Origin of the sequence: Humitalea rosea, assembly GCF_003253705.1 — a bacterium.
Lineage (GTDB): Bacteria > Pseudomonadota > Alphaproteobacteria > Acetobacterales > Acetobacteraceae > Humitalea > Humitalea rosea.
Genome location: NZ_QKYU01000037.1, coordinates 1 through 22,059, shown reverse-complemented (window position 1 = coordinate 22,059; position 22,059 = coordinate 1). Strand labels below are relative to the sequence as shown.

The window sequence follows — 22,059 nt, the reverse complement described above, 5'->3', positions numbered from 1 at the left end:
GCGGCATGAGGACGAGAAGGTGGGGATGGATCACACGATCGCAGCCGGCGTGCCCGGCAGATGACGCGCCGCCTGACATTGCGGGTGACGGGGGGCAGTGCCGAGGTGAGCCAGGCCCAGGCAACGCTCGTCGCCTGGCTGGAGGAGGATGACGCCGACCCCCGCACCATCGCCCGCGCCGAATTGCTGGTCGAGGAAATCGCCCTCAACGCGCTGGATCATGGCCAGGCGCGGGGGGTGACGATCGCCGCGACCCGGGACGAGGATGGGCTGGGGTTGGTCTTCGAGGATGATGGCGGCGCCTTCGACCCGACCACCGCCCCGCTGCCTGATCTGGAGCGGGCGCTGGAGGAGGCGACGATCGGCGGCCGCGGCCTGGTACTGCTGCGCAAGCTTGCGACCGCCCTGCGCTACGAGCGGACGGCCGAGGGCCATAACCGGCTGAGCATGACGCTCAGCTGACGAGGAAGCCCGCCAGCGCCGCCAGCACCGCCTCCGGCGCTTCCTCGGCGAGGTAGTGCCCGGAGGGGACCGGCCCGCCGCTGAGCGGCCCCGAGGCATAGGCGCCCCAGACATCCAGCGGCGCATACCACTCACCGATCTTCCCCTTGGCGCCCCAGAGCGCCAGCAGCGGGCAGGAGACCTTCTGCCCCGCGGCACGGCTGGCGCGGTCATCGGCCATGTCGATGCCGGTGGCGGCGCGGTAATCCTCGCAGATCGCCGAAATCGTGCCCGGCGCCTTCAGCGCGGCAAGGTAATCGGCCCGCGCGGCGGGGTGGTAGAAGCTGCGGTCCTTGGGCTCGCGCGAGGTATGCAGGTCGAACCAATCCTCGATGTCACGCTCGATCAGCCGTTCGGGCAGGGGGTGCGGCTGCGCCAGGAAGAACCAGTGGTAGTAGCCAAGGGCGAACCGCATGTCAGTCCGCTCGAAGTGTTCCAGCGTCGGGATAATGTCCATGACGCAGAGCCGTTCCACCGCATCGGGGAAATCCAGCGCCAGCCGGTGGGCGACGCGGGCACCGCGGTCGTGGCTGACCACGCCGTAGCGCTCGAACCCCTCGGCCTGCATCACCGCATGCATGTCGGCGGCCATCTCGCGCTTGGCATAGGCCGCGTGGTCCGGGCTGAGCGGCGGCTTGTCGGAGAGGCCGTAGCCGGTGATGTCCGGGCAGATCACGGTATGGGTCTGCGCCAGCACCGGGGCCAGGCGGTGCCACATCGCATGGGTCTGCGGATTGCCGTGCAGCAGCAGCAGCGGCGGGCCCGAGCCCGCCCGGCGCAGGCGGAAGCGGCGGCCGCGCGCCGTGGCGTGGCTGGGCGGGATCGCGAAGAACTCCATCTCAATGCGCCACGAAGATGGGGCAGGGCGCCTGGGTCAGCAGCTTGCGTGTCGCACTGCCCCGCAGAAGTTGGCGCAGGCTTGAGGTCTCAAAGGCGCCGATCACCAGCATGCGGGCATGCAGGGCCGAGGCCTCCGACAGCAGCACATCGGCGGGGTGGTCGCCCTGGCTGCCATGCGCCTCGGCCGTCAGCCCCTGGCCGATCAGATAGGCGCAGGCGACATCGGCCAGCTCCTGTGCCGCCTTCGCCGTGGCCCCCACGCTCACGACCTTGACCGGCGCGTTCCCGAGCGGGCGGAGCTGGGCATAGAGCTGGACCGCCCGCATGCAGGGCAGCGAGCCGTCATAGCCGATCAGCACCGGCCCCGCGGTCCGCAGCGGCATGCCCGGCGGCACCACCAGCAGCGGCCGGGCGCCGTGGCGCAACAGTCCCTCGATGGTGGGGGCCAGCCCGTCCTCGGCCTGCTCCTGGCCCAAGGTGCTGTCGCGGCCGATGACCAGCATATCGACACGGGCCGAGGCCGCGCGCAGCGCCGGCTCCGGCGCATCGATCAGGTGCAGCACGTCGAAGGGCACGTCCTCGGCGGCGGCGGTGCAGGCGGCGATGATGTCCTCCGCTTCCTTCTCGGCCTGGGCGATCCGGGCGGCATCGCGCCGTTCCTTGTAGGCATAACCGCCGATCGGGGTCGCCTCATCCTCGGCCGTATGCGGCAGGTCCAGGATGACGGCGGCGGTCAGGCTGGCCTTGGTCTGGCGCGCCATGGTGACGGCAAAATCGCGGGCCGAGCGGGCGCCCGGCGTGTCATCGAGGGCGACAAGGATGGAACGCAGCATGACGGGCCTCCGAAGCTGCCCTCTTTATGCCGGATCGTAGCGCCGGCAGAAATCCATCGCGGAGAGGCGGCGGATATCCGGCAGCCGTTCGGCTAAAGTGGCGTGATCCCAGCTCCAGAAAGCGATCCGCAACAGCGCGGCGCAGATCTCGGGCGGAAAGCGGCTGCGGATCACCCGGCCCGGATTGCCGACCACGATCGCGAAATCCGGCACATCCTTGGTGACGATGGCCCCGGCGCCGATCGCCGCCCCGGTGCCGATGGTCCGCCCCGGCAGGATCACCGCGCCATGCCCGACCCAGACATCGGGGCCGAGCACCACCGGGCTCGCCCGCCGCCAGTCGAAGAAGCCGGCATCATCCGGCCCCAGCCCATAGGCGCTGCTGCGGTAGGAGACATGGTTCAGCATGATGCGGTCGAGCGGATGGTTGCCCGGGTTGATCCGGGTCTGGGCCGCGATGGAACAAAACGGGCCGATGGTGGTGTAGATGATCTCGGCGTCATGCACGACATAGGCGTAGTCGCCGAAGGTGCATTCGGAGACCTTGGTCCGCGCACCCACCTCGTTGAAGCGGCCGAAGGTGGTGTCGCGCACGCTGGCGGTCGGATGGATCGAGGGCGCGTCGGACGAAAGGTCCTTGGCGCTGCCCGGGTCGTTCATGCGCGGATGACCGCAAGGCGGAGCCGGCGCGAGGTCGCATCCATGGCGGCGACAGTGGCAAGTATCAGCAGCACGATGAAGGCAACCTCGTCCCAGTTGTTGATGCGAATACGGTCGGCCAGCGCCAGCCCGATCCCGCCGGCGCCGACGACGCCAAGGATGGTGGCGGAGCGGGTGTTGCTCTCCAGCGTATAGAGCGATTGCGACAGGATCGCCGGCAGCACCTGCGGCAGCAATCCGAAGCGCACGGCGGCCAGCCTGCCCCCACCGGCGGCGCGGATGGCCTCCACCTGGCGGCGGTCGGTGGCCTCGATCGCCTCGGAGAAGGTTTTGGCCAGCGTGCCGATATCGGGGATGGCCAGCGCCAGGATGCCGGCGAAGGGCCCCATGCCGACCGCGCTGACGAAAATCAGCGCCCAGATCAGCGTGTCCACCCCGCGCAGCCCGTCGAACACCCGCCGCGCCGAAAACCGCAGCAGGGTCGAGGTGACGACGTTGTTGGCGCCCAGCAGGCAGAGCGGCAGCGCGACCAGCGACGCGATCAGCGTGCCGAGAAAGGCCATGGCGAGCGTCTGCCCCAGCGAGAGCAGCAGATCGGGCAGCGCCCCCGCCGGCGTTGGTGGCCACATCAGCCGGAACAGCCAGCCCAGGCGTTCCAGCCCGTTCCAGACCCGCAGCGGCGAGGCATCCACCCGCCACAGCCCCAGCAGCAACAACAGGAAGCCGCCGCCGAAGAGGCCCTGGGTCCGCGTCACGCCGGCGCGCCGATGACCTGGCGCCGCAGGAAACCGCAGCCGATGTCCATGCAGGAAACGGTCAGCAGAATGAGAACCAGGATCGCCGAGATGTCCGGATAAACGAACTGCCGCACCGCGAGGTACAGCTCCTCCCCAATGCCGCCCGCGCCGACGATGCCGAGGACGGAGGCCTCGCGCACATTGATCTCGAAGCGCAGCAGCCCGAAGGACAGCACGCCCGGGAGGGATTGCGGCAGGATGCCGTAGCGCATGCCCTGAGCCCAGGAGCCGCCACTCGCGCGCACCGCATCGAGCGGGCCAAGCTCCGCATTCTCATGCACCTCGGCGTAGAGCTTTCCCAGCGCGCCCATGGTGTGCAGGGCGATCGCCAGCATTCCGGCAAAAGGGCCGAGGCCGAAGGCGAAGACGAAGACCAGCGCATAGACGAGCACCGGCACCGTCCGCGCCAGCTCCAGCACCCGCCGGCTGGCGGCAACCGCCCAGGGTGGCGAGAGCGTGCTGGCGGCGGAGAAGGACAGCAGCAACCCCGCCACCGCCCCCAGCACGCTGCCGGCATAGGCGACCAGCAAGGTGTCGCCCATCAGCACGATCCAGCCCGGCAGGCCCCACATCCAATCGTCCAGATCGGCGCCGAGATGCTCCGGCCGCAGCACCGGGATGGTCCGCCAGATATAATCGGCCGCCATCGGCAGCCCGCGGAGGAGCCGGCCCAGATCGGCCTCGCCCACCACGGCGGAGGCCGCCACCGCCGCCGCGAAGACCACCGCCGCGATGGACCAGCTGCGGCGGCGGGAGCGATGGGCGTTGCGCCAGCGTGCCTCGGCCGCCGCGACGGCGGCAGTCATGCCCTAAGCCTCAGGACGCACGATTGCGGCGGCGGGCCTGATTCTCTTCGACCACGGCAATCACGTCGAGGTAGGTCTCGTGGGTGGCGGGCACGACGCCCTGCGCGCCCGAGGCCGCGACGCGGAACGCCTCGGGATCGGCTTCCGGCATTGCGAAGACGGCGGCGGCCCAATCGCGGCGCAGCCCCTCGGGCAGGTCGGAGCGGATGACCCAGGGGGAGTTCGGGATCTCGGGGCTGGTCCAGATGATCCGCGTGCTGTTCACCGGGATCATGTTCTTCTCTTCCATCCGCGCGATGTTGCCGCGCGTCGGGCTGTTCCAATAGGTCGCGCCGGCATCATAGGTGCCGTTGAGCACGGCGATGACGCTCTGCTCATGGCTGCCGGAGAAGCCCGTGCGGCTGAAATGCGTGGCGGGGTCAAAGCCCGCCTTGCGCAGGAAATAGGACGGGAAGGCAAAGCCCGAGGTCGAATTCGGATCGGCGAAGGCGAAGGACTTGCCCTTCAGCTCCTCCATCGTCTGGTACGGGCTTTCCGCCTTCACGAAGGCCACGCTGTTGTAGCCGGCGCGGCCGTCATCGCCGAGGTCGCGGGCAAAGGCGGTGACGCGATCGCCCATGATCCGGCGGGCGAGGGCATAGGTCGCGGGTCCGAAGCGGGCGAATTCGATGTTGCCGCTCCGCAGCGCCTCGACCACGCCGGCATAGTCGGTGGCGCGGAACACGCGCAGCGGCACGCCCAGAGCCTTCTGAATGTAGTCGGAGAACGGCTGCTGGCGGGCCAGCGCATCGCGTTCGTTCTCGGCCGAGGAGATGCCGAGGCGCAGCTCCCTGATCTGGCTGCGCCAATCAGCCTGCGCGATGGCAGGAGCGGCGAGCAGGGTGGGGGCAGCGAAGAAGAGGCGGCGCGTCAGCATGGCGGGGGCTCCGGGTTCCGGTGCGGCCCCGTGCCACACCGCCGGCGGCGCCCGGATGACGGAATGGCGAAGGATCGGTGACGGCCGCCTCAGCGCGGGCCGGGCAGGCGCATGAACAGCAGTGTGCAGACGGCAACGCAGCCCGCGAGGAATGCGAGCGCAGCCCCCGGCCCACCCCAGGCGCCGACCGGCCCGCTCGCCGCCTGCAGCACGGCGGCGCCGAGGAAAAAGGAGAGGTTCACCGCCGCCATGGCGCGGCCGACATGCTCGGCGCTGATCGCCTCCCGCGTCAGGGCGAAGATCAGCGGTTGCATGGAAATGGCCAGGCCGAAGCAGAACAGCATCACCACATCCCAGGCCGCGGGCTGGCCGGCACCGAGCACCTCCAGCCCCAGGAATACAGCGGCCAGCCCATGGCCCAGCACCAGCAGCAGGCGCCGGTGGCCGAAGCGCCGGTCCAGCACGCCGGACAGCGCCGGGCCGATCACCAGCGACAGCGTGGCGAAGAGCAGGATGTTGCCGGCCTCGATACGGGAGAAGCCTTTGACATCCATGAGCCAAGGCCCGCCCCAGAGCCCGCGCATCCCGATCACCACGGCAAAGGAGCAGAAGCCGAGCACCACGACATTCCGCAGCCGCGGCGAGACGGTCATCCGCAGCACCTCCCGCGCATCGGCCAGGATACTGCGGACCGGCGCCGGCTCCGGAGGGGTGCGGCGCAACACGGTCGCGACCAGGCCGAGGACGAACACGCCGAGGCCGACATTGGCCCAATAGCCCATGCGCCAGCCGAAGCCTTCGACGACATAGGCCAGCGGGCTCGCCGACAGCAGCATCCCGCAATTGCCCAGCGCCTGGATCAGCCCGGTCCAGAGTCCGAACCGCCCGGGCGTCAGGACCTTCGCCGCCAGGGTGATGGGGCAGAGCATCATCCCCGAACAGCCGATCCCCAAGGTGATCTGGGCCACAAGGTATCCGAGCGGGCCGCCCGCGATGGCCGCAAGCGCCGCGCCCACCGCGACCAAGGCGACCAGGGTCAGTGCCACGGCCCGCACGCCGAAGCGGTCGAGCGCCACGCCGACCGGGATCTGCGCCGCGGCGAAGGCGAAGTGGAAGGCGCCGGTCAGCGCCGCCAGCCCCTCCGCGGTGACACCAAGGTCGCGCATCAGCACATCGGCGGAAATCGCCGGCAGCGTGCGCACCGCATTGGACAGCACATGCCCCATGGCGAGCGCCGCCAGCGGCAGCACGAACGCTGCCGAGGCCTCATTGACCGGCCGTGTCATGGGCGTTTAGTTCCTGAAGATTTTCCCCGGGTTCATGATACCCTTGGGATCGAGCGCGGTCTTCAGCGACCGCATGACCGCCAGCGCCTCGGCGCCGTGTTCGGTTTCCAGGAACTCGCGCTTGCCCAGGCCGATGCCATGTTCGCCCGAGCAGGTCCCGCCGAGCGCCAGGCCCCGCGCGACGATCTTCTTGTCCAGCGCCCAGGCGCGTTCCAGCGCGTCGGGCTGGTCCGGCGGGACCAGGATGACCGTGTGGAAATTGCCATCCCCGACATGTCCGACCATGGGCGCGAGCAGGCCGGAGGCCGCGATATCCTCCTTGGCCCCAAGCAGGGCCTCGGCGAGCCGGGAGATCGGCACGCAGACATCCGTCGCGATTCCGCGCGAGCCCGGGACCATGGCGATGCCGGCCCAATAGGCGTCGTGCCTGGCCTTCCAAAGCCGGTTGCGCGCCTCGGCATCCGTGGCCCAGGCGAAGCTGGCGGCGCCGAAATCGCGCGCGATCGCCTCGACCTGTTCCGCCTGCTCGCGCACCGAAGCCGGGGTGCCGTCGAATTCCAGGAACAGCGTCGGGATCGGCTGCATGTCCGGCAGCTTCGAGAAGGCAATGCAGGCGCCCATCTGCACCTCGTCCAGCAATTCGATGCGGGCCACGGGGATGCCGACCTGCATCACCGCGATCACCGTCTCGACGCAGGCGGCCAGGCTCTCGAACTGGCAGACGGCGGCCGATTGCGCCTCGGGGATGCCATGCAGCCGCAGGCGGATCCGGGTGATGACGCCGAGCGTGCCCTCGCTGCCGATGAACAGCCGGGTCAGGTCATAGCCATTGGCGGCCTTGCGGGTGCGGCCGCCGGTCTGGATCACGCGGCCGTCGGCCAGCACGACCTCCAGCCCCAACACATTCTCGCGGATGGTGCCGTAGCGCACGGCATTGGTGCCGCTGGCCCGCGTCGCGCACATGCCGCCGATGGTGCAGTGGCTGCCGGGATCGACCGGGAAGAACAGCCCCTGGTCGCGCAGATATTCGTTGAGCTGCTGTCGGGTCACGCCGGGCTCGATGACGCAATCCATGTCCTCGGCGTTCACTTCCAGGATCGCCGCCATCTTGGACACGTCGAGCGAGACGCCGCGGCGCACCGGGGTCACATGGCCCTCCAGCGACGTGCCGGCGCCGAAGGGCGTCACCGCGATCCCATGCTGGTGGCAGAGGGTCAACGTGCGAACGACGTCATCGGTGGTTTCGGCAAACACCACCGCATCGGGCATCACCGGGGTCGTGGTGTCCTCACCATGGCTGTGCTGCTCGCGGATCGCGGCATTGACCGTAAGGCGGTCGCCGAGCCCCAGGGCGTCAAAGCCTTGCAGCACCACATCCGGCAGTCCGATCGACATCTCATTCATGCTTCGTGCCCTATCAACGCGCCGTGGCGGCGTCCGGCTCCCGATTGAGGGGGCAGGTCAGACAATGTGGACCGCCACCGCCCTGGGTGAACAGGGTGAGTTCCGGGTCCAGCACCACCAGCCCCTCGGCGCGGAGGGCCGCGTTCAACCGGGTCGAGGCGCGGGCGGAAATGACGCGCCCGTGGCCCAGCGCCAGGATATTGCTGCCAAGACCCATCGCCTCGGCGTAGGTGACGTCCAGGCAGCGGATGCCATGGCAGGACAGCCATGCAAGCATCGCGGGGTCCAGCACATCCAGGCAGGCGACAGCGAGGCCAGGGGCGGCCATGCAGAACAACACGTCCAGATGCAGGAAGTGTTCGTCGAAGGGCTGTTCGCGCACCTCCCAGCCTTCGGCCCGCAGCCAGCCGGCCAACTGCGCGGCCCCCGCCGCATCGGTGCGCCCGCCCGACTGGCCGATCAGTGCGAGGCCGGGGCGGATGATGTGGACATCGCCGCCCTCCAACGTGCCGGCGCTGGATTTGCGCCAGAAGTTGCCGTCGTGCCAGTCGATGAGGAAGGCGTATTCGCCGCGACGCTGCGGGCGTTCCAACTGGCACAGCACCGGCCCCGCATGGGTCATCACCACGCTGTCGCGCGTATAGGCCATGTAGGGCAGATGCGGCTGCGGCGGCAGAACATGCACGCGCACGCCGGACTGCTCCATCGCCTGAACGAGTTCGCAATGCTGGGCCGCGAGATGCGCCGGCACGGGCGCCTGGTGGTCCTCGGCCAGGGTGCGGCGGGCGATGCTGTTGGTCGGCAGCCAGCGATAGTGGTCGGGAGGACAGACAAGCACATCCGTCAGCGGATCGGTCTCGGATTCAACGCGCCATGGCTTCATGCGGCGCAGCCTGCCCGCGCGGAGGGAGCCGGTCCAGCCCGCGAAAACCGTTGCCCCGATGCGTTGACGCTCCAAGGCCCCAAGCCTAGCGTCCGCTGACGTTACCGCAGGAAGGAAACCCAATGGCGAACGCCGTCAAGGACGCAATCAAGGCCGGAAAGGCCGTCGTCAACGGGTGGCTCGCCATCCCCTCCGGCTTCAGCGCCGAAGTCATGGCGCAGGTGGGCTTCGACAGCCTCACCGTCGATCTGCAGCATGGCGTGCAGGATTATCTCTCGATGGTCGCCTGCTTCCAGGGCATGGCCGCCGCGGGCAATGGCATCACGCCGATGGTGCGCGTGCCGTGGAACGAGCCCGGCATCATCGGCAAGGTTCTGGATGCCGGCGCCTATGGCGTGATCTGCCCGATGGTGAACACGGTCGAGGAAGCCAAGGCCCTCGTCTACTCCTGCCGCTACCCGCCCGAGGGCGGCCGCAGCAACGGCCCGATCCGCGTCGGCATGTATGGCGACGGTGGCCCGTACCAGCAGTCGGCGAACAAGGAGATCCTGGTGATCCCGATGATCGAGACGCGGCAGGCCGTCGCCAACCTCTCGGCGATCCTCGATGTCCCCGGCATCGACGGCATCTATGTCGGCCCGTCCGACCTTGGCTTCTCCTACGGGATGGTGCCGAAGCTCGACCGTGACGAACCGGAGATCATGGCGATCTACGACACCATGCTGCGCGAGACGAAGAAGCGTGGGCAGTTCGCCGGCATCCACAATGGCACCGGCGCCTATGCGAAGAAGATGGTGGATCTTGGCTTCAAGCTCGTCACCGTCGCCAATGACAGCGGGCTGATGATGATGGGCGCCAAGGCCCAGATCGCCGCGATCCGCTGACCCACGTGCGCCGCATCCTCATTACCGGTGCGGCGTCCGGCATCGGGGCCGCCACCGTTCGCGCGATGGCGGCGCCCGGCGTGGCGCTGGTGGTCCATACCCGCAAGAACGCGGAAGGCGCGGAGGCGGTCGCCGAGACCGCCCGCGCCGCCGGTGCCACGGCGCAGGTGATTCTCGCCGACCTGTCCGAACCCGAGGCGCCCACGCGGCTGGTCTGCAAGGCCGCCCTGGCCATGGGCGGGATCGATGTTCTGGTCTCCAACGCCGGCTGGGCCGATCGCACGAAGGTCGATGCGCTGACCGAGGATGGCTTCGCCAAAAGCCTCGACACCATCGCCTGGGCCTTCTTCCGACTTGCGAAGGCGGCGGGGCCGCATCTGCGCGCGGGGGTGGAGCCGCGGCTGATCGCGGTCTCCTCCTTCGTCGCCCATGTCTTTGGCACCGACACGCCAACCTTCCCGGCGACCGCAGCCGGAAAGGGCGCGGTCGAGGCGCTGGTGCGGGCCTTGTCCATCGAATGGGCACCCGTCGTGACAGTGAATGCCGTGGTTCCCGGCTATACGCAGAAGGACAGCGGCGCCCACGCGGCCCTGGACGCGGCGGCCTGGGAGGCGGTGAAGGCGCGCATCCCGCTGCGGCGCCTGGGTACACCCGCGGATGTCGCGGCGGCGATCGCGTTCCTGGCCTCGCCCGCCGCGGGCTACATCACCGGGCAGTTGCTGCATGTGGATGGCGGCATCACCGCATAGCCGCCAGCACCCGGCCCAGCCCTTCCGCCCCAGCCCGTAGCGCCGCATCCGAAAATCCGGTGAAGCCCAGCACCAGCCCCGCGACCGGCGGGCGCGCCAGATACATCGCCGATAGCGGCCGCGTGGCGATGCCGGCCGCGGCGCAGGCGGCGGCCAGCGCCACATCATCGCCCCCATCCCGCAGCCGCGCCACCAGGTGCAGCCCCTGGTCCGGCACATCGACCTCAAGCCCCGGCAGCAGCGACAGCGCGGCCACCAGCACGTCGCGGGAGGCGCGATGCCGCGCCCGCAGCCGCCGCAGATGCGCCGTGAAGGCCCCGCCATCCAGCAGATCGGCGATGGCGCCTTCCAGCAAGGTCGGCGGCTGCCGGTCCGTCGCCGCGCGCACCGCCAGCACCCGGTCCATCAGCGCATCCGGCACCACCAGCCAACCGCAGCGCAGGCCGGGGAACAGCACCTTGGAGAAGGTGCCGATATGCAGCACCCGGTCGCCGCCATCCAACCCCTGCAAGGCCGCCAGCGACCGCCCGGCAAAACGAACCTCGCTGTCGTAGTCATCCTCGATCACATAGGCGCCGGCGCCGCGCGCCCAATCGAGCAAGGCAACGCGGCGCTCCATCCCCATGGCGACACCCAGCGGGTACTGGTGGCTGGGGGTGACATAGGCGGCGACGGCCTCCGGCGCCGCCACGCGGCCCGCGGCCACATCCAGCCCTTGCAGATCCACCGGCACCGGGACCGCCCGCCCACCGGCGCCAGTCAACGCGGTCAGGAACGCCGGGTAGCAGGGGTCCTCGACCCAGACCGGATCGCCGGGGCGCAGCAGCGCCCGCAGCACGAGGCCGAACGCATGCTGCGTGCCGGAGACGATGACGATGTTTTCCGGATCCGCCCGCACACCACGCGCCGTCCGCAGCATCCGGGCGACGGCGCCGCGCAGTGCCGGTGTTCCACGTGGATCGCCATAGGTCAGGTGCAGCGGATCGAACGCCCGCAGGCGCCGCGCCACCATCCCGCGGAACTGGCGCAAGGTCCGCTCATCCGCCGCCGCCCGGCCGATGGTGAAGGGCGGTGCCGGATCGGCCCGCTCTGGCGCGCGGGCGGGTGGGGCGCTGGCGCGCGGGGGAAATTCCAGTGCTGCGACAAAGGTGCCCGCGCCGACCCGCGCCACGGCATGGCCATCGGCCAGAAGCTGTTCATAGGCGACGATGACGGCGCTGCGCGAAACGCCGAGCGTCCGGGCCAGCGCCCGGGTCGGCGGCAGCCTGGCGCCGGCCGGCACCGTGCCATCCAGGATCAACGCCCGCAGCGCCAGATAGACCCGCCGATGCGCGGCAAGCCCCCCCGGTTCCGGCATCAGCAGCAGCTCCGACCAATCCTGATTGGTCGGATCAGATGGGGCCAAATTGGCTCTTTTTTCGACCATTGCCATGGGCGCATCTTCTGTCATCACGCCCGACCGGAACAGCCCCCATGCCCGACATCTACCCGATCACCCCGCGCAACCGCGTCAAACGCCTGCATGAGCGTGGCCGCTACGACCATGAAAGCGTGCATGCGATCCTGGATTCGGCGATGCTCTGCCACATCGCCTATGTCATCGACGGCCAGCCCTATTGCACGCCGACGGTGTTCTGGCGTGAGGAAGACCACCTCTACTGGCACGGCAGCAGCGCCAGCCGGATGCTGCGCAGCCAGAAGCCGGGGCTGCCCGTCTGCCTGACCGTCACGCATATGGACAGCTTGGTGCTGGCCCGCTGCGGCTTCAACCATTCGGTCGATTACCGCTCGGTGATGGCCTATGGCACCGCCGCCATCGTCGATGATGCCGAGGAGAAGGCGCGCGCCCTGTCGGCGATGATCAACCGCTTCTACCCGGATCGCGACGCCACCCTGCGGCCCAGCACGGCGCAGGAATTGAAGGCGACCATGCTGGTCGGCATGAAGATCGAGGACGCCTCGGCAAAGATTCGCGCCAAAGGCGTGGGTGACGAGGAAGAGGATTACGCGCTGCCGATCTATGCCGCGCGTATCCCGGTCTATCAGGTGCTGGGCGCGACCGAACCCTGCCCGCGCCTCATCCCCGGCGTCGAACGCCCCGAGGGCCTGGCCGGATTTACCGAGGGCCGGCGCCTGGATGAGGTGATGTCGGAGACGGCAAAGCTCGTCTACCCGGATTGACGCACCCGCGTGGGAGGTCCGAGGCTGTGGGATGCCAAATCCCACTGACCTCGCCGACCTCTCCGCCCATGACCTCGCCGCCCGCATCCGGGAGCGGAAAGCCTCTCCGGTGGAGGCGCTGGATGCTGTCCTCACCCGCATCGCCGCCTGGGAGCCGCGACTGAACGCCTTTGTCGCGCCCGATTTCGACCGGGCGCGCGCCGCCGCCAAGACGGCCGAGGCTATGGTGGCACGGGGCGAGGCGCTCGGCCCGCTGCACGGCGTGCCGGTGACGATCAAGGACGTTCAACACGTCGCCGGCCTGCCGACCCGATGGGGTTCGGTGCTGACCGATCCGACGCCGGTCGCGACCGACAGCCCGGTGGTCGCACGGCTGAAGGCGGCCGGCGCCATCGTGCTCGGCAAGACCACCATGCCGGAACGCGGCTGGGTCGCGCTCTCCGACGGCCCGCTGACCGGCACCACCCACAATCCGTGGAAACACGCCCATACCGCCGGCGGGTCGTCCTCCGGCGCGGCGGCGTTGGCGGCGATCGGCGGGGGGCCGCTGCATCTGGGCAGCGATGGCGCCGGATCGGTGCGGCTGCCGGCGCATTTCTGCGGCGTGGTCGGGTTGAAGCCGACGTTTGGCCGCGTCCCCTACCCACCCTCGGCCGGGTCGGGCCTGTCGCATCTGGGGCCGCTGACGCGCGACGTTCGCGATGCGGCGCTGATGCTGTCGGTGATGGCGGGGCCCGACCCCTCCGATGCGACCACCCTGCCGGGCGGCTTCGATGCCGAGATCGGTGCACCCGATCTGCGCGGGGTGCGGATCGCCTATAGCGCCACGCTCGGCCATGCGCGGGTCGATCCCGAGATTGCGGCGATGGTCGCCGCGGCCGTCGCGGTGCTGGCCGGGCTGGGTGCCACGGTCGAGGCGGTCGATCCGCCCTGGGGCCCGACCGGACCCGAGGTGATTCGCCGGCTCTGGTCGGCCATGCTGCTGCCCACCCTCGCCCGGGACGAGGCCAATCTGGCGCGCATGGACCCGGGGCTGGTCGCCTGCCTGAGGGCGGCGGGGGGCATGACACCGGCCGAGATCATCCCGACCGTCACCGCGCGTCTCGCCTACGCCGCCACCGTCAATTCCTGGTTCGAGGACGCGGGCTACGATCTGCTGGTGACGCCCTCGGCCTCGGTCGCCGCCTTCCCGACCGGGCAATTGATGCCCGACCATTGGCCGCAACATCCGTGGGACTGGCTGTCCTGGGCGGAGTTCTCCTACCCCTTCAACCTCAGCCATGGCCCGGCGCTGTCGATGCCCTGCGGGCTGACGGCGGCGGGGCTGCCGGTGGGGATGCAGATCGCCGGGCCGCGATTTTGCGACGCGGCGGTACTGCGGGCAGCGGCGGCGTTCGAGGCCGCGCGGCCTATCCCCCGGATTCAGACGACCTGATAACGCGCCTTGGCCGCCCGCTCGATCGCGCCGGCGATCAGGCGGTCGAGGTCGAGGCCAATCCGAAACACCTGCAGGAAGCGCAACTCGTCCTGGCTGGCCTCGCCATCCGCCGCCGCGACCTCACAGGCCAGCAGATAGGCGGTTTCGCGCAGCCGCTGCGGCAGGGCGTCGCGGACCAGCCCGGTCGCGATCTCCAGCCCATCGGGCTTGGTCAGGAGTTCCAGCACCGTCTCGGTGGCCGTGGCGATGCTATGCGGGGCGAAATCGCCAAAGGCCGGCAATTCCTCGACCAGCCTGGTCATCCGCGCGATCTCGGCGTCCGTCATCGGCCCGTCGGCGGCGCTCATCAGCACCATCCCGGCGACCAGCGCCTCTTGCGGCGACAGACGGATCCTGAGCGGCATCACCTTGACCTCCTGATTTCGAGCGCCGGGGTCGCACCGCCCCGCCCGCGCGTCAACCCGGCGGGTGGCCGACGAAATCCCGCACGATGGCGCAGGCTTCCTTCAGGCCCAGACGTTGCGCCTCAACCGGCAGTCCCGCCAGCACGCGGCTTGGCGCCCGGCGATCGAGCAGCACGAACACCCCGCGATCATCGCCACGCCGGACCAGCCGGCCGAATCCCTGGCGCAAACGGGCGCGGGCGACGGCGTCGTCGTAGCGCGCCGGTTGCCCGCCCGAGAGATGCAGCCGCCGCTCCCGATGCAGGATGGTGGGGCGCGGCCAGGGCACACGGTCGAAGACCAGCAGCCGCAGCGACCGCCCCGGCACATCCACCCCGTCGCGCAGCGCATCGGTGCCGAGGAGGCAGGAGGTTTCCTCGGCCCGGAACACGTCGACCAAGGTGCCATTGTCCATGGCATCGACGTGCTGGGCATAGAGCGGCAGCCCCGCCTCGGCCAAGGGCCCCGCCAGCAGCGCATGGGCGGCGCGCAGCCGCCGGATCGCGGTGAACAGCCCAAGCGCGCCGCCGCCCGAGGCGAGGAAGAGATCCCGCATCGCCGCGGCCACCGGCCCCGCCTCGGTCCCCACATCCGTCACCACCAGCAGCCGGGTCTGGGAGGGATAATCGAAGGGGCTGGCGACCGAGGCGCGGATCGCAGGTACCGGCAGATGGCTCGCCCCGGTGCGGGCCTCGGCGGCGGTCCAAGCGAGGTCGATATCCTCCTCCGCCGTGTCCCGCAGCGTGGCGGAGGTCACCAGCATCCCATGCGCGCGGCTGGCGACATGGGTGGCGAAGGGGATGGTCGGGTCCAGCCAGTGGCGGTGCATGCCGGCATCGACCTCGCGCCCCTCGGCGCGGCGCAGCGTCAGCCAATCGACGAAGGACGGGCGGCTGCCCGGTTCGGGGGCAGGGGCTGCCAGGGTGGAGAGCATGGCGCCCCATGCGCCGAGCGGCAGCAGCGCCCGGCGCTCGATCCCGGCCGCGGCGGCGGCGATGCGGATGCGGTCGCTGGTTTCCAGCTCGGCGCCCTCTTCCTCCAACAGGTCCGTCATTGCCTGATGCAGGCTGGCCAGCGGGCGGCGCAGCGCATCCAGCGCCAAAGCCAGCCCCTCACCCGCCTCCCGCAACGCATCCTGTACCGGATGCAGGTCGCATTCGGCGTCGTAGCCCGCCTCGGCATCCCGCGCGCGGGCCAGAACCTGGGTGCGGAGGGCGCCCAGGAAGGCCTCGGCGGGGTGCGAGGGGTCATCCAGCGCCAGCCGGGTCTGCCAGCCGGCGGGCGGCAATGCGCGGGACACGGCGGCCAGGGCGGCCGTGAGTGGCTCGCTCAGGGCCGGGCGGTCGGCGGCGAATTCCTCGATGCGGCGCTGCAGGCCCCGGGCGCGGCCACTGCCTTCGCCGCCCAGAAGCCACCGGCGCAGCTCCACCATCTCCCACCCCGCCAAAGCGGAGGAAAACGCGCCATCGGCGGCGTCGAACAGGTGATGGCCTTCGTCAAAGACATACCGCAGCGGGGTGCCGCGTTCGGCGTCGTCGCCGCCGCCGAGGGCGGCCTGCACCATCACCAGCGCATGGTTGGCGACCACCAGCCGCGCCCCGGCCGCACGGCGGATGGAGTGTTCGACGAAACACCGCTTCCAGTGGGTGCAGGCCGAATGGATGCATTCGCCGCGGCGGTCGGCGAGGCCGCGCACCTGTGCCGGGTCGAACAGCTCGGCGATCCAGCCGGGGAAATCGCCGCCCTGGATATCGCCATCCCGCGTCGCACCGGCCCAGCGCGCGACCAGGGCCAGCGGCAGCGCCTCCCGCGTGTCGTTGCGCTTGGTCGCGTCCTCCAGGTTCAGCAGGCAGAGGTAATTCTCCCGCCCCTTGCGCACCACGATCTTGCGGCGCCGCTCGGCGGGGTCGGGGAAGAGGCGATGCGTCTCCTGCTCGATCTGGCGTTGCAGATTGCGGGTATAGGTCGCGATCCAGACCGGGGCGCCGTTGCGCTCCGCCCAGAGATTGGCCGGGGCGATATAGCCGAGCGTCTTGCCGGTGCCCGTCCCGGCCTCGGCCAGCACCACGGCGGGGGAGCCCTCCGCCTCGCGCGGCACGAAGGCGCCGGCGGCGGCGGAGGCATAGTCGGACTGGCTCGGCCGCTGTTCCGCCCCGGGGCCGAGCAGGTCGGCCAGCGCCCGGCGGGCCTCGGCGGGGGCGACCGGCAGGTTGGAGGGCGGGGCGGCGGGTGCCGCATCCTCCCATTCCGGCAGCCCGCGCCAGACCCGCAGGCCGACGGCAGCGCCCCGGCTGCCTTCCCGGCCGAGCGCGGCCATCACGGAATCGGCCCAGGGCCAGCGGACGACATCGCGCAACCGGGCGGCCAGCGTCGCCGCATCGGCGTTCCGGTCGGATTGGCGGGCGGCGGCCAGGCGGCGCAGGATCAGCACCACGAGGTCGGGCAGCAGGGCCGCGGCTGCCTCATCCGTCTCCGGTATCGGGCGGTCCAGCGCCAGCGCCAGCCCGCGCGGGGTGGGGGCCGCCGCCTGGGCGGGCAGGGCGAAGGCGAACAGCTCCAGCAGATCATAGGCGCCACGGATGGGCGCGATATCCAGGCGCTTGGCCGTGGCGCGGGCATGCACCAGCATCGGCGGCGGGTGGCCGCCGAGCACGCGGACCATTTCCGCATTGGGCAGCACCAGCACCTCGCCATCGGGGGTGACCAACGTGCTGCGCGCGCTGCCAGCGACCAGGGCCGGGGCGTCGGGCAGCAGTAGCCGTGGGGCGTTGGAGGCCATCAGCTCAGCCGAGCCAGCAGAGGCAAACACCGGATCCTTCTGCTCGACTGCGCCATCACAGCCGCATATGGCAAGGCGGGCCATGAAATGCCAACCGGGGGCGGATATGCGGCGGCTGCTGGACCGTGTCAGACAGGCCGCGCGGCGCCTGCGCCGCGATGTGGTCGCCTTATGGCTCGCGGCGCGCGACCCGCGCGTGCCCTGGCCCGCCAAGGCGGTCTGCGCCGTCGTCGCGGCCTATGCGCTGTCGCCGATCGACCTGATCCCCGACGCCATCCCCGTGCTCGGCTATCTGGACGACCTGATCCTGGTGCCGCTCGGCATCCTCCTGGCCCAGCGCCTCATCCCGGCCCCGCTGATGGCGGAGCTGCGCGCGGCGGCGGATCTGCGGGTGGAACGCCCGGTCAGCCGGATCGCGGCGGTGGTGATCGTGGTGCTGTGGATCGCCGCGACGGCGCTGGTCTTGGCGCTGCTCTGGCCGGGGTGAGCGGGGCTTCACACGCTGTCGTTTGGCCCGGCCCCTCGCACCGCTCCGGCGCCGTGCCTATAACCACGGACCATGAACGACCTTGCCCTTCTCTCCGCCCGCGCCTGGCCTTTCGAAGAGGCCGCCCGCGTCGCCGAACGCCTCCGCAGCACCGGCAAGACCGAGGCGCTGTTCGAAACCGGCTATGGCCCCTCCGGCCTGCCCCATATCGGCACGTTTGGTGAGGTCGCACGCACCACCTGGGTCCGCCGCGCCTTCACCGCCGCGACCGGGATGCCCTCGCGGCTGCTGGCCTTCTCCGACGACATGGACGGGCTGCGGAAGGTTCCGGACAATGTGCCGAACAAGGCGCTGCTGACGGAATATTTGGGCCGGCCGCTGACGCAGGTGCCCGACCCCTTCGGAACGCATGAGAGCTTTGGCGCGCATAACAACGCCCGGCTGCGCGCCTTCCTGGATGAATTCGGCTTCGAGTACGAATTCGCCTCCTCCACCGAGTACTACCGTGGCGGCCGCTTCGATGCGGCGCTGCTGCGGATGCTGGAGGTGCATGACCGGGTCCGCGACGCGGTGCGCCCGACGCTCGGCCCCGACCGGCGCGCGACCTATTCGCCCTTCCTGCCGATCCATCCCAAAACCGGCGTGGTGATGCAGGTCCCGGTGGAGGAAGCCCGCCCAGAGTCCGGCACCATCATCTGGCAGGACCCGGAAACCGGCGAGCGCTTCGAGACCCCGGTCACCGGCGGCCATGTGAAGGCGCAGTGGAAGGCCGATTGGGCGATGCGCTGGTTCGCCCTCGGCGTCGATTACGAGATGTCGGGCAAGGATCTGATCGACAGCGTGAAGCTGTCCTCGGCGATCGTCCGCATCCTCGGGGGCGAGCCGCCGGTCTCCTATACCTACGAGCACTTCCTGGATTCCGAGGGTGGCAAGATCAGCAAGTCCCGCGGCAATGGTCTGACGGTCGAGGACTGGCTGCGCTACGGGCCGCCGGAAAGCATCGCGCAGTTCATGTTCCCTTCGCCCAAGTCGGCCAAGCGCCTTCATATCAAGACCATCCCACGGGCGACCGACGACTGGCTGGCCAATCTCGACCGGCTGCGCAACGCGGCGGACCCGACCAACCCGGCCTGGCACATCCACAATGGCGGCAGCACCAACCTGCCCGGCAGCCCGATCTCCTTCACCATGCTGCTCAATCTGGCCAGCGTGGTGAACGCCGATGAACCCGACATGCTTTGGGGCTTCATCCAGCGCTATTTGCCCGGCGCCAATGCGGAGAGCGAGCCGACGCTGGCGCGCCTCGTCGATCACGCCGTCGCCTATTACCGGGATGTGGTCGCCCCCGAAAAATCCTATCGCGCCGCCACCCCGGCCGAGGCGGACGCCTTCGAGGTCCTGGCCCGGTCCCTCGCCGAGCAGGAGGCAGCGCTTGAGGCCCTGTCGCCCGAGGACCGCGCCCGCGCCATCCAGGATCTGGTCTATGATGCCGGACGCCGCGAACCCTTCCTGACCCAGGGCAAGGACGGCCGCCCGGGCGTTTCCCGCGGCTGGTTCGATGCGCTGTACCAGGTGCTGCTGGGCCAGCCGGAGGGCCCGCGCTTCGGTGGCTTCGTCGCGCTGTACGGTGTCGGGCGGACGGTCGCGCTGATCCGATCGCGTCTCCAGGCGCCCGGGCCGGACACGGCCGGAGAGAGCGCCGCCGCGTGAGTCCGGTCTGGTCCCGGATCCGCCGTCAGGGGGCGACAGGCTTCGGCCTCCTCCTGCTGGTCGGCGCGCTCTGGGTGGTCCAGCGCGAATTCCGCGAGCTGAAGGTCGCCGATATCGGCGCGGCGCTGCGGGCGATCCCGCCGGTGACGCTCTGGTACGCGGCGGGGTGGACGTTGCTCGCCTATGCCGTGCTGACGATCTACGACCGGCTCGGCTCGGTCTATGCGGGCAAGCCGGTGTCCTATGTGCGGACCTCGCTGGCCTCCTTCTGCGCCTATACCCTGGCCCACAACATCGGCTTCGCGGCCGTGTCCGGGGCGGCGGTGCGTTACCGCTTCTATGCCGCCTGGGGGCTGACCCCGGTCGAGATCGCCAAGGTCATCGCCTTCACCAGCCTGACCTTCGGCCTCGGCGCCCTGGCTCTCGGCGGGCTGGTTCTGGTGATCGAGCCGGAGGTGGTGCCGCTGATCGGGGCGAATTCGCCGCATTGGGTGATGCGGGGGATTGGCCTGCTGCTCTGGGGGGTGCTCGGCGCCTATCTGCTGCTGTCGCGCATCAAGCCGCATTTCACCGCCTTCGGGATGAAGATCGACCTGCCCGGCTTCCGTATGGCGCTGGCGCAGACGATGCTGGCCAGCGTGGATGTCGCGGTGACGGCGATGATCTTCTACGCCCTGCTGCCGCCGGCGCCGGGGCTGACCTTCATCCGCTTCCTGGGCATCTACGTCGCCTCCTACACCACCGGGCTCGCGGCCAGCGTGCCGGGCGGGCTCGGGGTCTTCGATGGGGCGATCCTGCTCGGGCTCTCGCCCTATCTGCCGACCGCCGAGGTTGTCGGGGCGCTGCTGATCTTCCGCCTCTACTACTACATCATCCCACTGTTCCTCTCGGGCGGGCTGTTCATCGCCTTCGAGCTCGGCCAGCGGCGCAAGGTGCTGGCCCGCGTCGGCACGCTGACCGGCGTGACCGAGAATTTCGAGGTGCCGGTGCTCGCGGGCCTCGCCGGGCTTGGGGGGCTGGCGCTGCTGTTCATCGGGGCCCTGCCGGTCAAGGGCAGCCTGATGGAGGAATGGGCCGGGCACCTCGCCGCCGGCGCCTCGCATTTCGGCGCCTCGCTGCTCGGCTCGCTCCTGCTGGTCGCGGCCTATGGGCTGGTGCGGCGGCTGCGGCTGGCCTGGGGGGCGGCGATCTTCCTGCTGCTGTCCGGGGCCTTCGCGGTTTGGCTGCGCGGGGAGGCCTGGTGGCTCTGGAGCGCCTATCTGCTCGTCGGCGGGCTGCTGGCCGGGACGGGCGCCAGCTTCTACCGCGATGCGCGCGTGCTGGCCGAACCCATCTCACCGGGCAATTTCGCCGCCCTCGCGGCAGGCGCGGTCTGCGCGATCACCCTGGCGCTGGTCGCCTATCACGAACCGGTACGGGATGAATCCTGGTGGTCGGTGGTGATGGCCGATGATGCCCCGGACAGCCTGCGCTTCACCGTCGGGCTCTGCGCCGTGCTGCTGCTCTATGCCGCGGCGCGGCTGCTGCGGCCGGCGCGGCTGCGACCGTTGCCCTGGGACAATGCGGCCCGGCTACGCTTCGCGGCACTGGGGGCCGAGGCGCCGGTGGGAACCGAGGCGGTGCTCTTCACCGACACCGGCCGCGCCGCCGTGCCGTTCATGCGGCGGGACGGCGCCTGGATCGCGCTCGGCGATCCGGCCGGGAATGCGCGGGACAGTACCACGGCGATCTGGCGTTTCCGCGACCTGTGCGAACGCCATGGCGTCGATACCGCCTTCTGGGGCGTGGGGGACGCGAACCTGCGCGTCTACAACGACCTGGGCCTGGTGCCACTGCCGGTCGAGGGGCAGCCCGGGCGCTGGCTGGTGGCGCCGGCCGAACGGGCGCGGCGTATCGAGGATGCGATCACGAAACGGGCCTGAAGCTCGCGCCCGCCACGGTGTCGTCCGGGTCCGCCGCAATCGCGCCGCGGCGCGATGTGCTCACTGATCTCGATGGTCGTCGAGGACACCTCGGAGGGCCGTCTTCTCTCGGCCGCTCCACGCCTCTGCATCGCCACAACGGTTCACCGAAGCGCGAGCTAACAGTGAGCGGTGGCGCGGCTCACTCCCGGATGCTTGTGCCCACCGCCTAGGTGGTGTGGACACTTATCTCAGCCATAGGATGGTTGCGGCGAGGGTAACGACGCTGAGGTAGTTCCTGGCGGTTTTCTCGTAGCGGGTTGCCACGCGGCGAAACTGTTTGAGCTTGCTGAAGCAGCATTCGATCAGGTGGCGCTGGGCGTAGAGATGTTTGTCGAGCGGATATTTGCGGGCGCGGGACGGGTTGTTGGGAATAACAGCGACTGCGCCCTTGTCCGCGATGATCTGGCGCAGAGGATCGGCGTCGTAGGCCGTGTCGGCCATGACGACATCGGCGGGCAGGCCTTCGATCAGGGCATAGGCCTGCGGGCAGTCGCCACG

Annotated in this window: 21 protein-coding genes; 8 read left to right on the top strand and 13 right to left on the bottom strand. The window is 70.1% G+C overall.

Annotation, left to right across the window (positions count from 1 at the left end; genetic code table 11):
• Positions 1-60: 60 nt before the first annotated feature.
• On the top strand, positions 61-462 hold the full coding sequence (locus C8P66_RS21645) for an ATP-binding protein (protein ID WP_111400371.1): 402 nt from the start codon (positions 61-63) through the stop codon (positions 460-462).
• Here C8P66_RS21645 and C8P66_RS21640 read toward each other — a convergent pair.
• The 9 genes from C8P66_RS21640 to C8P66_RS21600 form a co-directional block, all read right to left on the bottom strand.
• Positions 455-1,339 carry an alpha/beta fold hydrolase gene (locus C8P66_RS21640; RefSeq protein WP_111400370.1) on the bottom strand — a complete coding sequence of 295 codons (885 nt, stop codon included), beginning with the start codon at positions 1,337-1,339 and terminating at the stop codon, positions 455-457. The genes C8P66_RS21645 and C8P66_RS21640 overlap by 8 nt on opposite strands.
• Position 1,340: 1 nt before the next feature.
• Positions 1,341-2,174, bottom strand: a complete 834-nt coding sequence (locus C8P66_RS21635) for a universal stress protein (protein ID WP_111400369.1) — start codon at positions 2,172-2,174, stop codon at positions 1,341-1,343.
• A gap of 24 nt (positions 2,175-2,198) precedes the next feature.
• On the bottom strand, positions 2,199-2,834 hold the full coding sequence (locus C8P66_RS21630) for an LbetaH domain-containing protein (RefSeq protein ID WP_111400368.1): 636 nt from the start codon (positions 2,832-2,834) through the stop codon (positions 2,199-2,201).
• A complete protein-coding gene (phnE, locus tag C8P66_RS21625; protein WP_245903728.1) occupies positions 2,831-3,589 on the bottom strand; it encodes a phosphonate ABC transporter, permease protein PhnE in 759 nt (252 codons plus the stop codon). Before phnE (C8P66_RS21625) ends, C8P66_RS21630 begins: the two co-directional genes overlap by 4 nt.
• Entirely contained in the window at positions 3,586-4,437 is an 852-nt protein-coding gene (gene phnE, locus C8P66_RS21620) for a phosphonate ABC transporter, permease protein PhnE (RefSeq protein ID WP_111400366.1), read from the bottom strand. Before phnE (C8P66_RS21620) ends, phnE (C8P66_RS21625) begins: the two co-directional genes overlap by 4 nt.
• Positions 4,438-4,447: 10 nt before the next feature.
• Complete coding sequence (gene phnD / locus C8P66_RS21615) at positions 4,448-5,353, bottom strand: phosphate/phosphite/phosphonate ABC transporter substrate-binding protein (protein ID WP_111400365.1); 906 nt, start codon at positions 5,351-5,353, stop codon at positions 4,448-4,450.
• A gap of 89 nt (positions 5,354-5,442) precedes the next feature.
• Positions 5,443-6,639: an MFS transporter gene (locus C8P66_RS21610; RefSeq protein WP_111400364.1), complete on the bottom strand. Its 1,197-nt coding sequence runs from the start codon at positions 6,637-6,639 to the stop codon at positions 5,443-5,445.
• A gap of 6 nt (positions 6,640-6,645) precedes the next feature.
• Positions 6,646-8,034, bottom strand: a complete 1,389-nt coding sequence (locus C8P66_RS21605) for an FAD-binding oxidoreductase (RefSeq protein WP_111400383.1) — start codon at positions 8,032-8,034, stop codon at positions 6,646-6,648.
• Positions 8,035-8,056: 22 nt separating this feature from the next.
• Entirely contained in the window at positions 8,057-8,926 is an 870-nt protein-coding gene (locus tag C8P66_RS21600; protein ID WP_111400382.1) for a dimethylarginine dimethylaminohydrolase family protein, read from the bottom strand.
• A gap of 122 nt (positions 8,927-9,048) precedes the next feature.
• On the opposite strand from C8P66_RS21600, the gene C8P66_RS21595 reads away from it, so the two are divergent.
• A complete protein-coding gene (locus C8P66_RS21595) occupies positions 9,049-9,810 on the top strand; it encodes an HpcH/HpaI aldolase family protein (RefSeq protein WP_111400363.1) in 762 nt (253 codons plus the stop codon).
• A gap of 5 nt (positions 9,811-9,815) precedes the next feature.
• Complete coding sequence (locus C8P66_RS21590; RefSeq protein WP_245903727.1) at positions 9,816-10,559, top strand: SDR family NAD(P)-dependent oxidoreductase; 744 nt, start codon at positions 9,816-9,818, stop codon at positions 10,557-10,559.
• Here C8P66_RS21590 and pdxR read toward each other — a convergent pair.
• Positions 10,549-11,964 carry a MocR-like pyridoxine biosynthesis transcription factor PdxR gene (gene pdxR, locus C8P66_RS21585; protein WP_245903726.1) on the bottom strand — a complete coding sequence of 472 codons (1,416 nt, stop codon included), beginning with the start codon at positions 11,962-11,964 and terminating at the stop codon, positions 10,549-10,551. The genes C8P66_RS21590 and pdxR overlap by 11 nt on opposite strands.
• A gap of 68 nt (positions 11,965-12,032) precedes the next feature.
• Here pdxR and C8P66_RS21580 point away from each other — a divergent pair, with 68 nt between their 5' ends.
• Both C8P66_RS21580 and C8P66_RS21575 read left to right on the top strand, forming a co-directional pair.
• Positions 12,033-12,740 (top strand): pyridoxamine 5'-phosphate oxidase family protein, encoded by a 708-nt coding sequence (locus C8P66_RS21580; RefSeq protein WP_111400360.1) that lies wholly within the window; start codon positions 12,033-12,035, stop codon positions 12,738-12,740.
• Between the two features lie 31 nt (positions 12,741-12,771).
• Positions 12,772-14,175, top strand: coding sequence for an amidase family protein (locus C8P66_RS21575; RefSeq protein WP_111400359.1), 1,404 nt, complete (start codon positions 12,772-12,774; stop codon positions 14,173-14,175).
• Here the strand turns inward: C8P66_RS21575 and C8P66_RS21570 are convergent.
• Together C8P66_RS21570 and C8P66_RS21565 are read right to left on the bottom strand one after the other, a co-directional pair.
• A complete protein-coding gene (locus C8P66_RS21570) occupies positions 14,163-14,582 on the bottom strand; it encodes a tellurite resistance TerB family protein (RefSeq protein WP_111400358.1) in 420 nt (139 codons plus the stop codon). The genes C8P66_RS21575 and C8P66_RS21570 overlap by 13 nt on opposite strands.
• Before the next feature lie 52 nt (positions 14,583-14,634).
• The gene (locus C8P66_RS21565) at positions 14,635-17,400 is read right to left on the bottom strand and encodes an ATP-dependent DNA helicase (RefSeq protein ID WP_111400381.1); all 2,766 of its coding nucleotides are present in this window, start codon (positions 17,398-17,400) and stop codon (positions 14,635-14,637) included.
• A gap of 82 nt (positions 17,401-17,482) precedes the next feature.
• Between C8P66_RS21565 and C8P66_RS21560 the strand changes: the two genes are divergently transcribed.
• From C8P66_RS21560 to C8P66_RS21550, 3 genes are all read left to right on the top strand, one after another.
• Positions 17,483-17,887 (top strand): YkvA family protein, encoded by a 405-nt coding sequence (locus C8P66_RS21560; RefSeq protein ID WP_245903725.1) that lies wholly within the window; start codon positions 17,483-17,485, stop codon positions 17,885-17,887.
• 72 nt (positions 17,888-17,959) lie between these two features.
• Entirely contained in the window at positions 17,960-19,597 is a 1,638-nt protein-coding gene (locus C8P66_RS21555) for a lysine--tRNA ligase (RefSeq protein ID WP_111400357.1), read from the top strand.
• Positions 19,594-21,519: a phosphatidylglycerol lysyltransferase domain-containing protein gene (locus C8P66_RS21550; protein ID WP_111400356.1), complete on the top strand. Its 1,926-nt coding sequence runs from the start codon at positions 19,594-19,596 to the stop codon at positions 21,517-21,519. Before C8P66_RS21555 ends, C8P66_RS21550 begins: the two co-directional genes overlap by 4 nt.
• Positions 21,520-21,744: 225 nt before the next feature.
• Here the strand turns inward: C8P66_RS21550 and C8P66_RS21545 are convergent.
• Positions 21,745-22,059 (bottom strand): transposase (locus C8P66_RS21545; protein WP_146423025.1); only part of this gene is annotated, 315 nt, incomplete at its 5' end.

Bases quoted from the DNA above. Each gene is read 5' to 3' on its own strand.
- C8P66_RS21640 (WP_111400370.1), bottom strand. From the start codon at position 1,339: ATGGAGTTCTTCGCGATCCCGCCCAGCCACGCCACGGCGCGCGGCCGC.
- C8P66_RS21605 (WP_111400383.1), bottom strand. From the start codon at position 8,034: ATGTCGATCGGACTGCCGGATGTGGTGCTGCAAGGCTTTGACGCCCTG.
- C8P66_RS21570 (WP_111400358.1), bottom strand. From the start codon at position 14,582: ATGCCGCTCAGGATCCGTCTGTCGCCGCAAGAGGCGCTGGTCGCCGGG.
- phnD (WP_111400365.1), bottom strand. From the start codon at position 5,353: ATGCTGACGCGCCGCCTCTTCTTCGCTGCCCCCACCCTGCTCGCCGCT.
- C8P66_RS21600 (WP_111400382.1), bottom strand. From the start codon at position 8,926: ATGAAGCCATGGCGCGTTGAATCCGAGACCGATCCGCTGACGGATGTG.
- C8P66_RS21580 (WP_111400360.1), top strand. From the start codon at position 12,033: ATGCCCGACATCTACCCGATCACCCCGCGCAACCGCGTCAAACGCCTG.
- C8P66_RS21575 (WP_111400359.1), top strand. From the start codon at position 12,772: ATGCCAAATCCCACTGACCTCGCCGACCTCTCCGCCCATGACCTCGCC.
- phnE (WP_111400366.1), bottom strand. From the start codon at position 4,437: ATGACTGCCGCCGTCGCGGCGGCCGAGGCACGCTGGCGCAACGCCCAT.
- C8P66_RS21595 (WP_111400363.1), top strand. From the start codon at position 9,049: ATGGCGAACGCCGTCAAGGACGCAATCAAGGCCGGAAAGGCCGTCGTC.
- C8P66_RS21645 (WP_111400371.1), top strand. From the start codon at position 61: ATGACGCGCCGCCTGACATTGCGGGTGACGGGGGGCAGTGCCGAGGTG.
- C8P66_RS21560 (WP_245903725.1), top strand. From the start codon at position 17,483: ATGAAATGCCAACCGGGGGCGGATATGCGGCGGCTGCTGGACCGTGTC.
- C8P66_RS21635 (WP_111400369.1), bottom strand. From the start codon at position 2,174: ATGCTGCGTTCCATCCTTGTCGCCCTCGATGACACGCCGGGCGCCCGC.
- C8P66_RS21610 (WP_111400364.1), bottom strand. From the start codon at position 6,639: ATGACACGGCCGGTCAATGAGGCCTCGGCAGCGTTCGTGCTGCCGCTG.
- C8P66_RS21630 (WP_111400368.1), bottom strand. From the start codon at position 2,834: ATGAACGACCCGGGCAGCGCCAAGGACCTTTCGTCCGACGCGCCCTCG.
- C8P66_RS21555 (WP_111400357.1), top strand. From the start codon at position 17,960: ATGAACGACCTTGCCCTTCTCTCCGCCCGCGCCTGGCCTTTCGAAGAG.
- C8P66_RS21565 (WP_111400381.1), bottom strand. From the start codon at position 17,400: ATGGCCTCCAACGCCCCACGGCTACTGCTGCCCGACGCCCCGGCCCTG.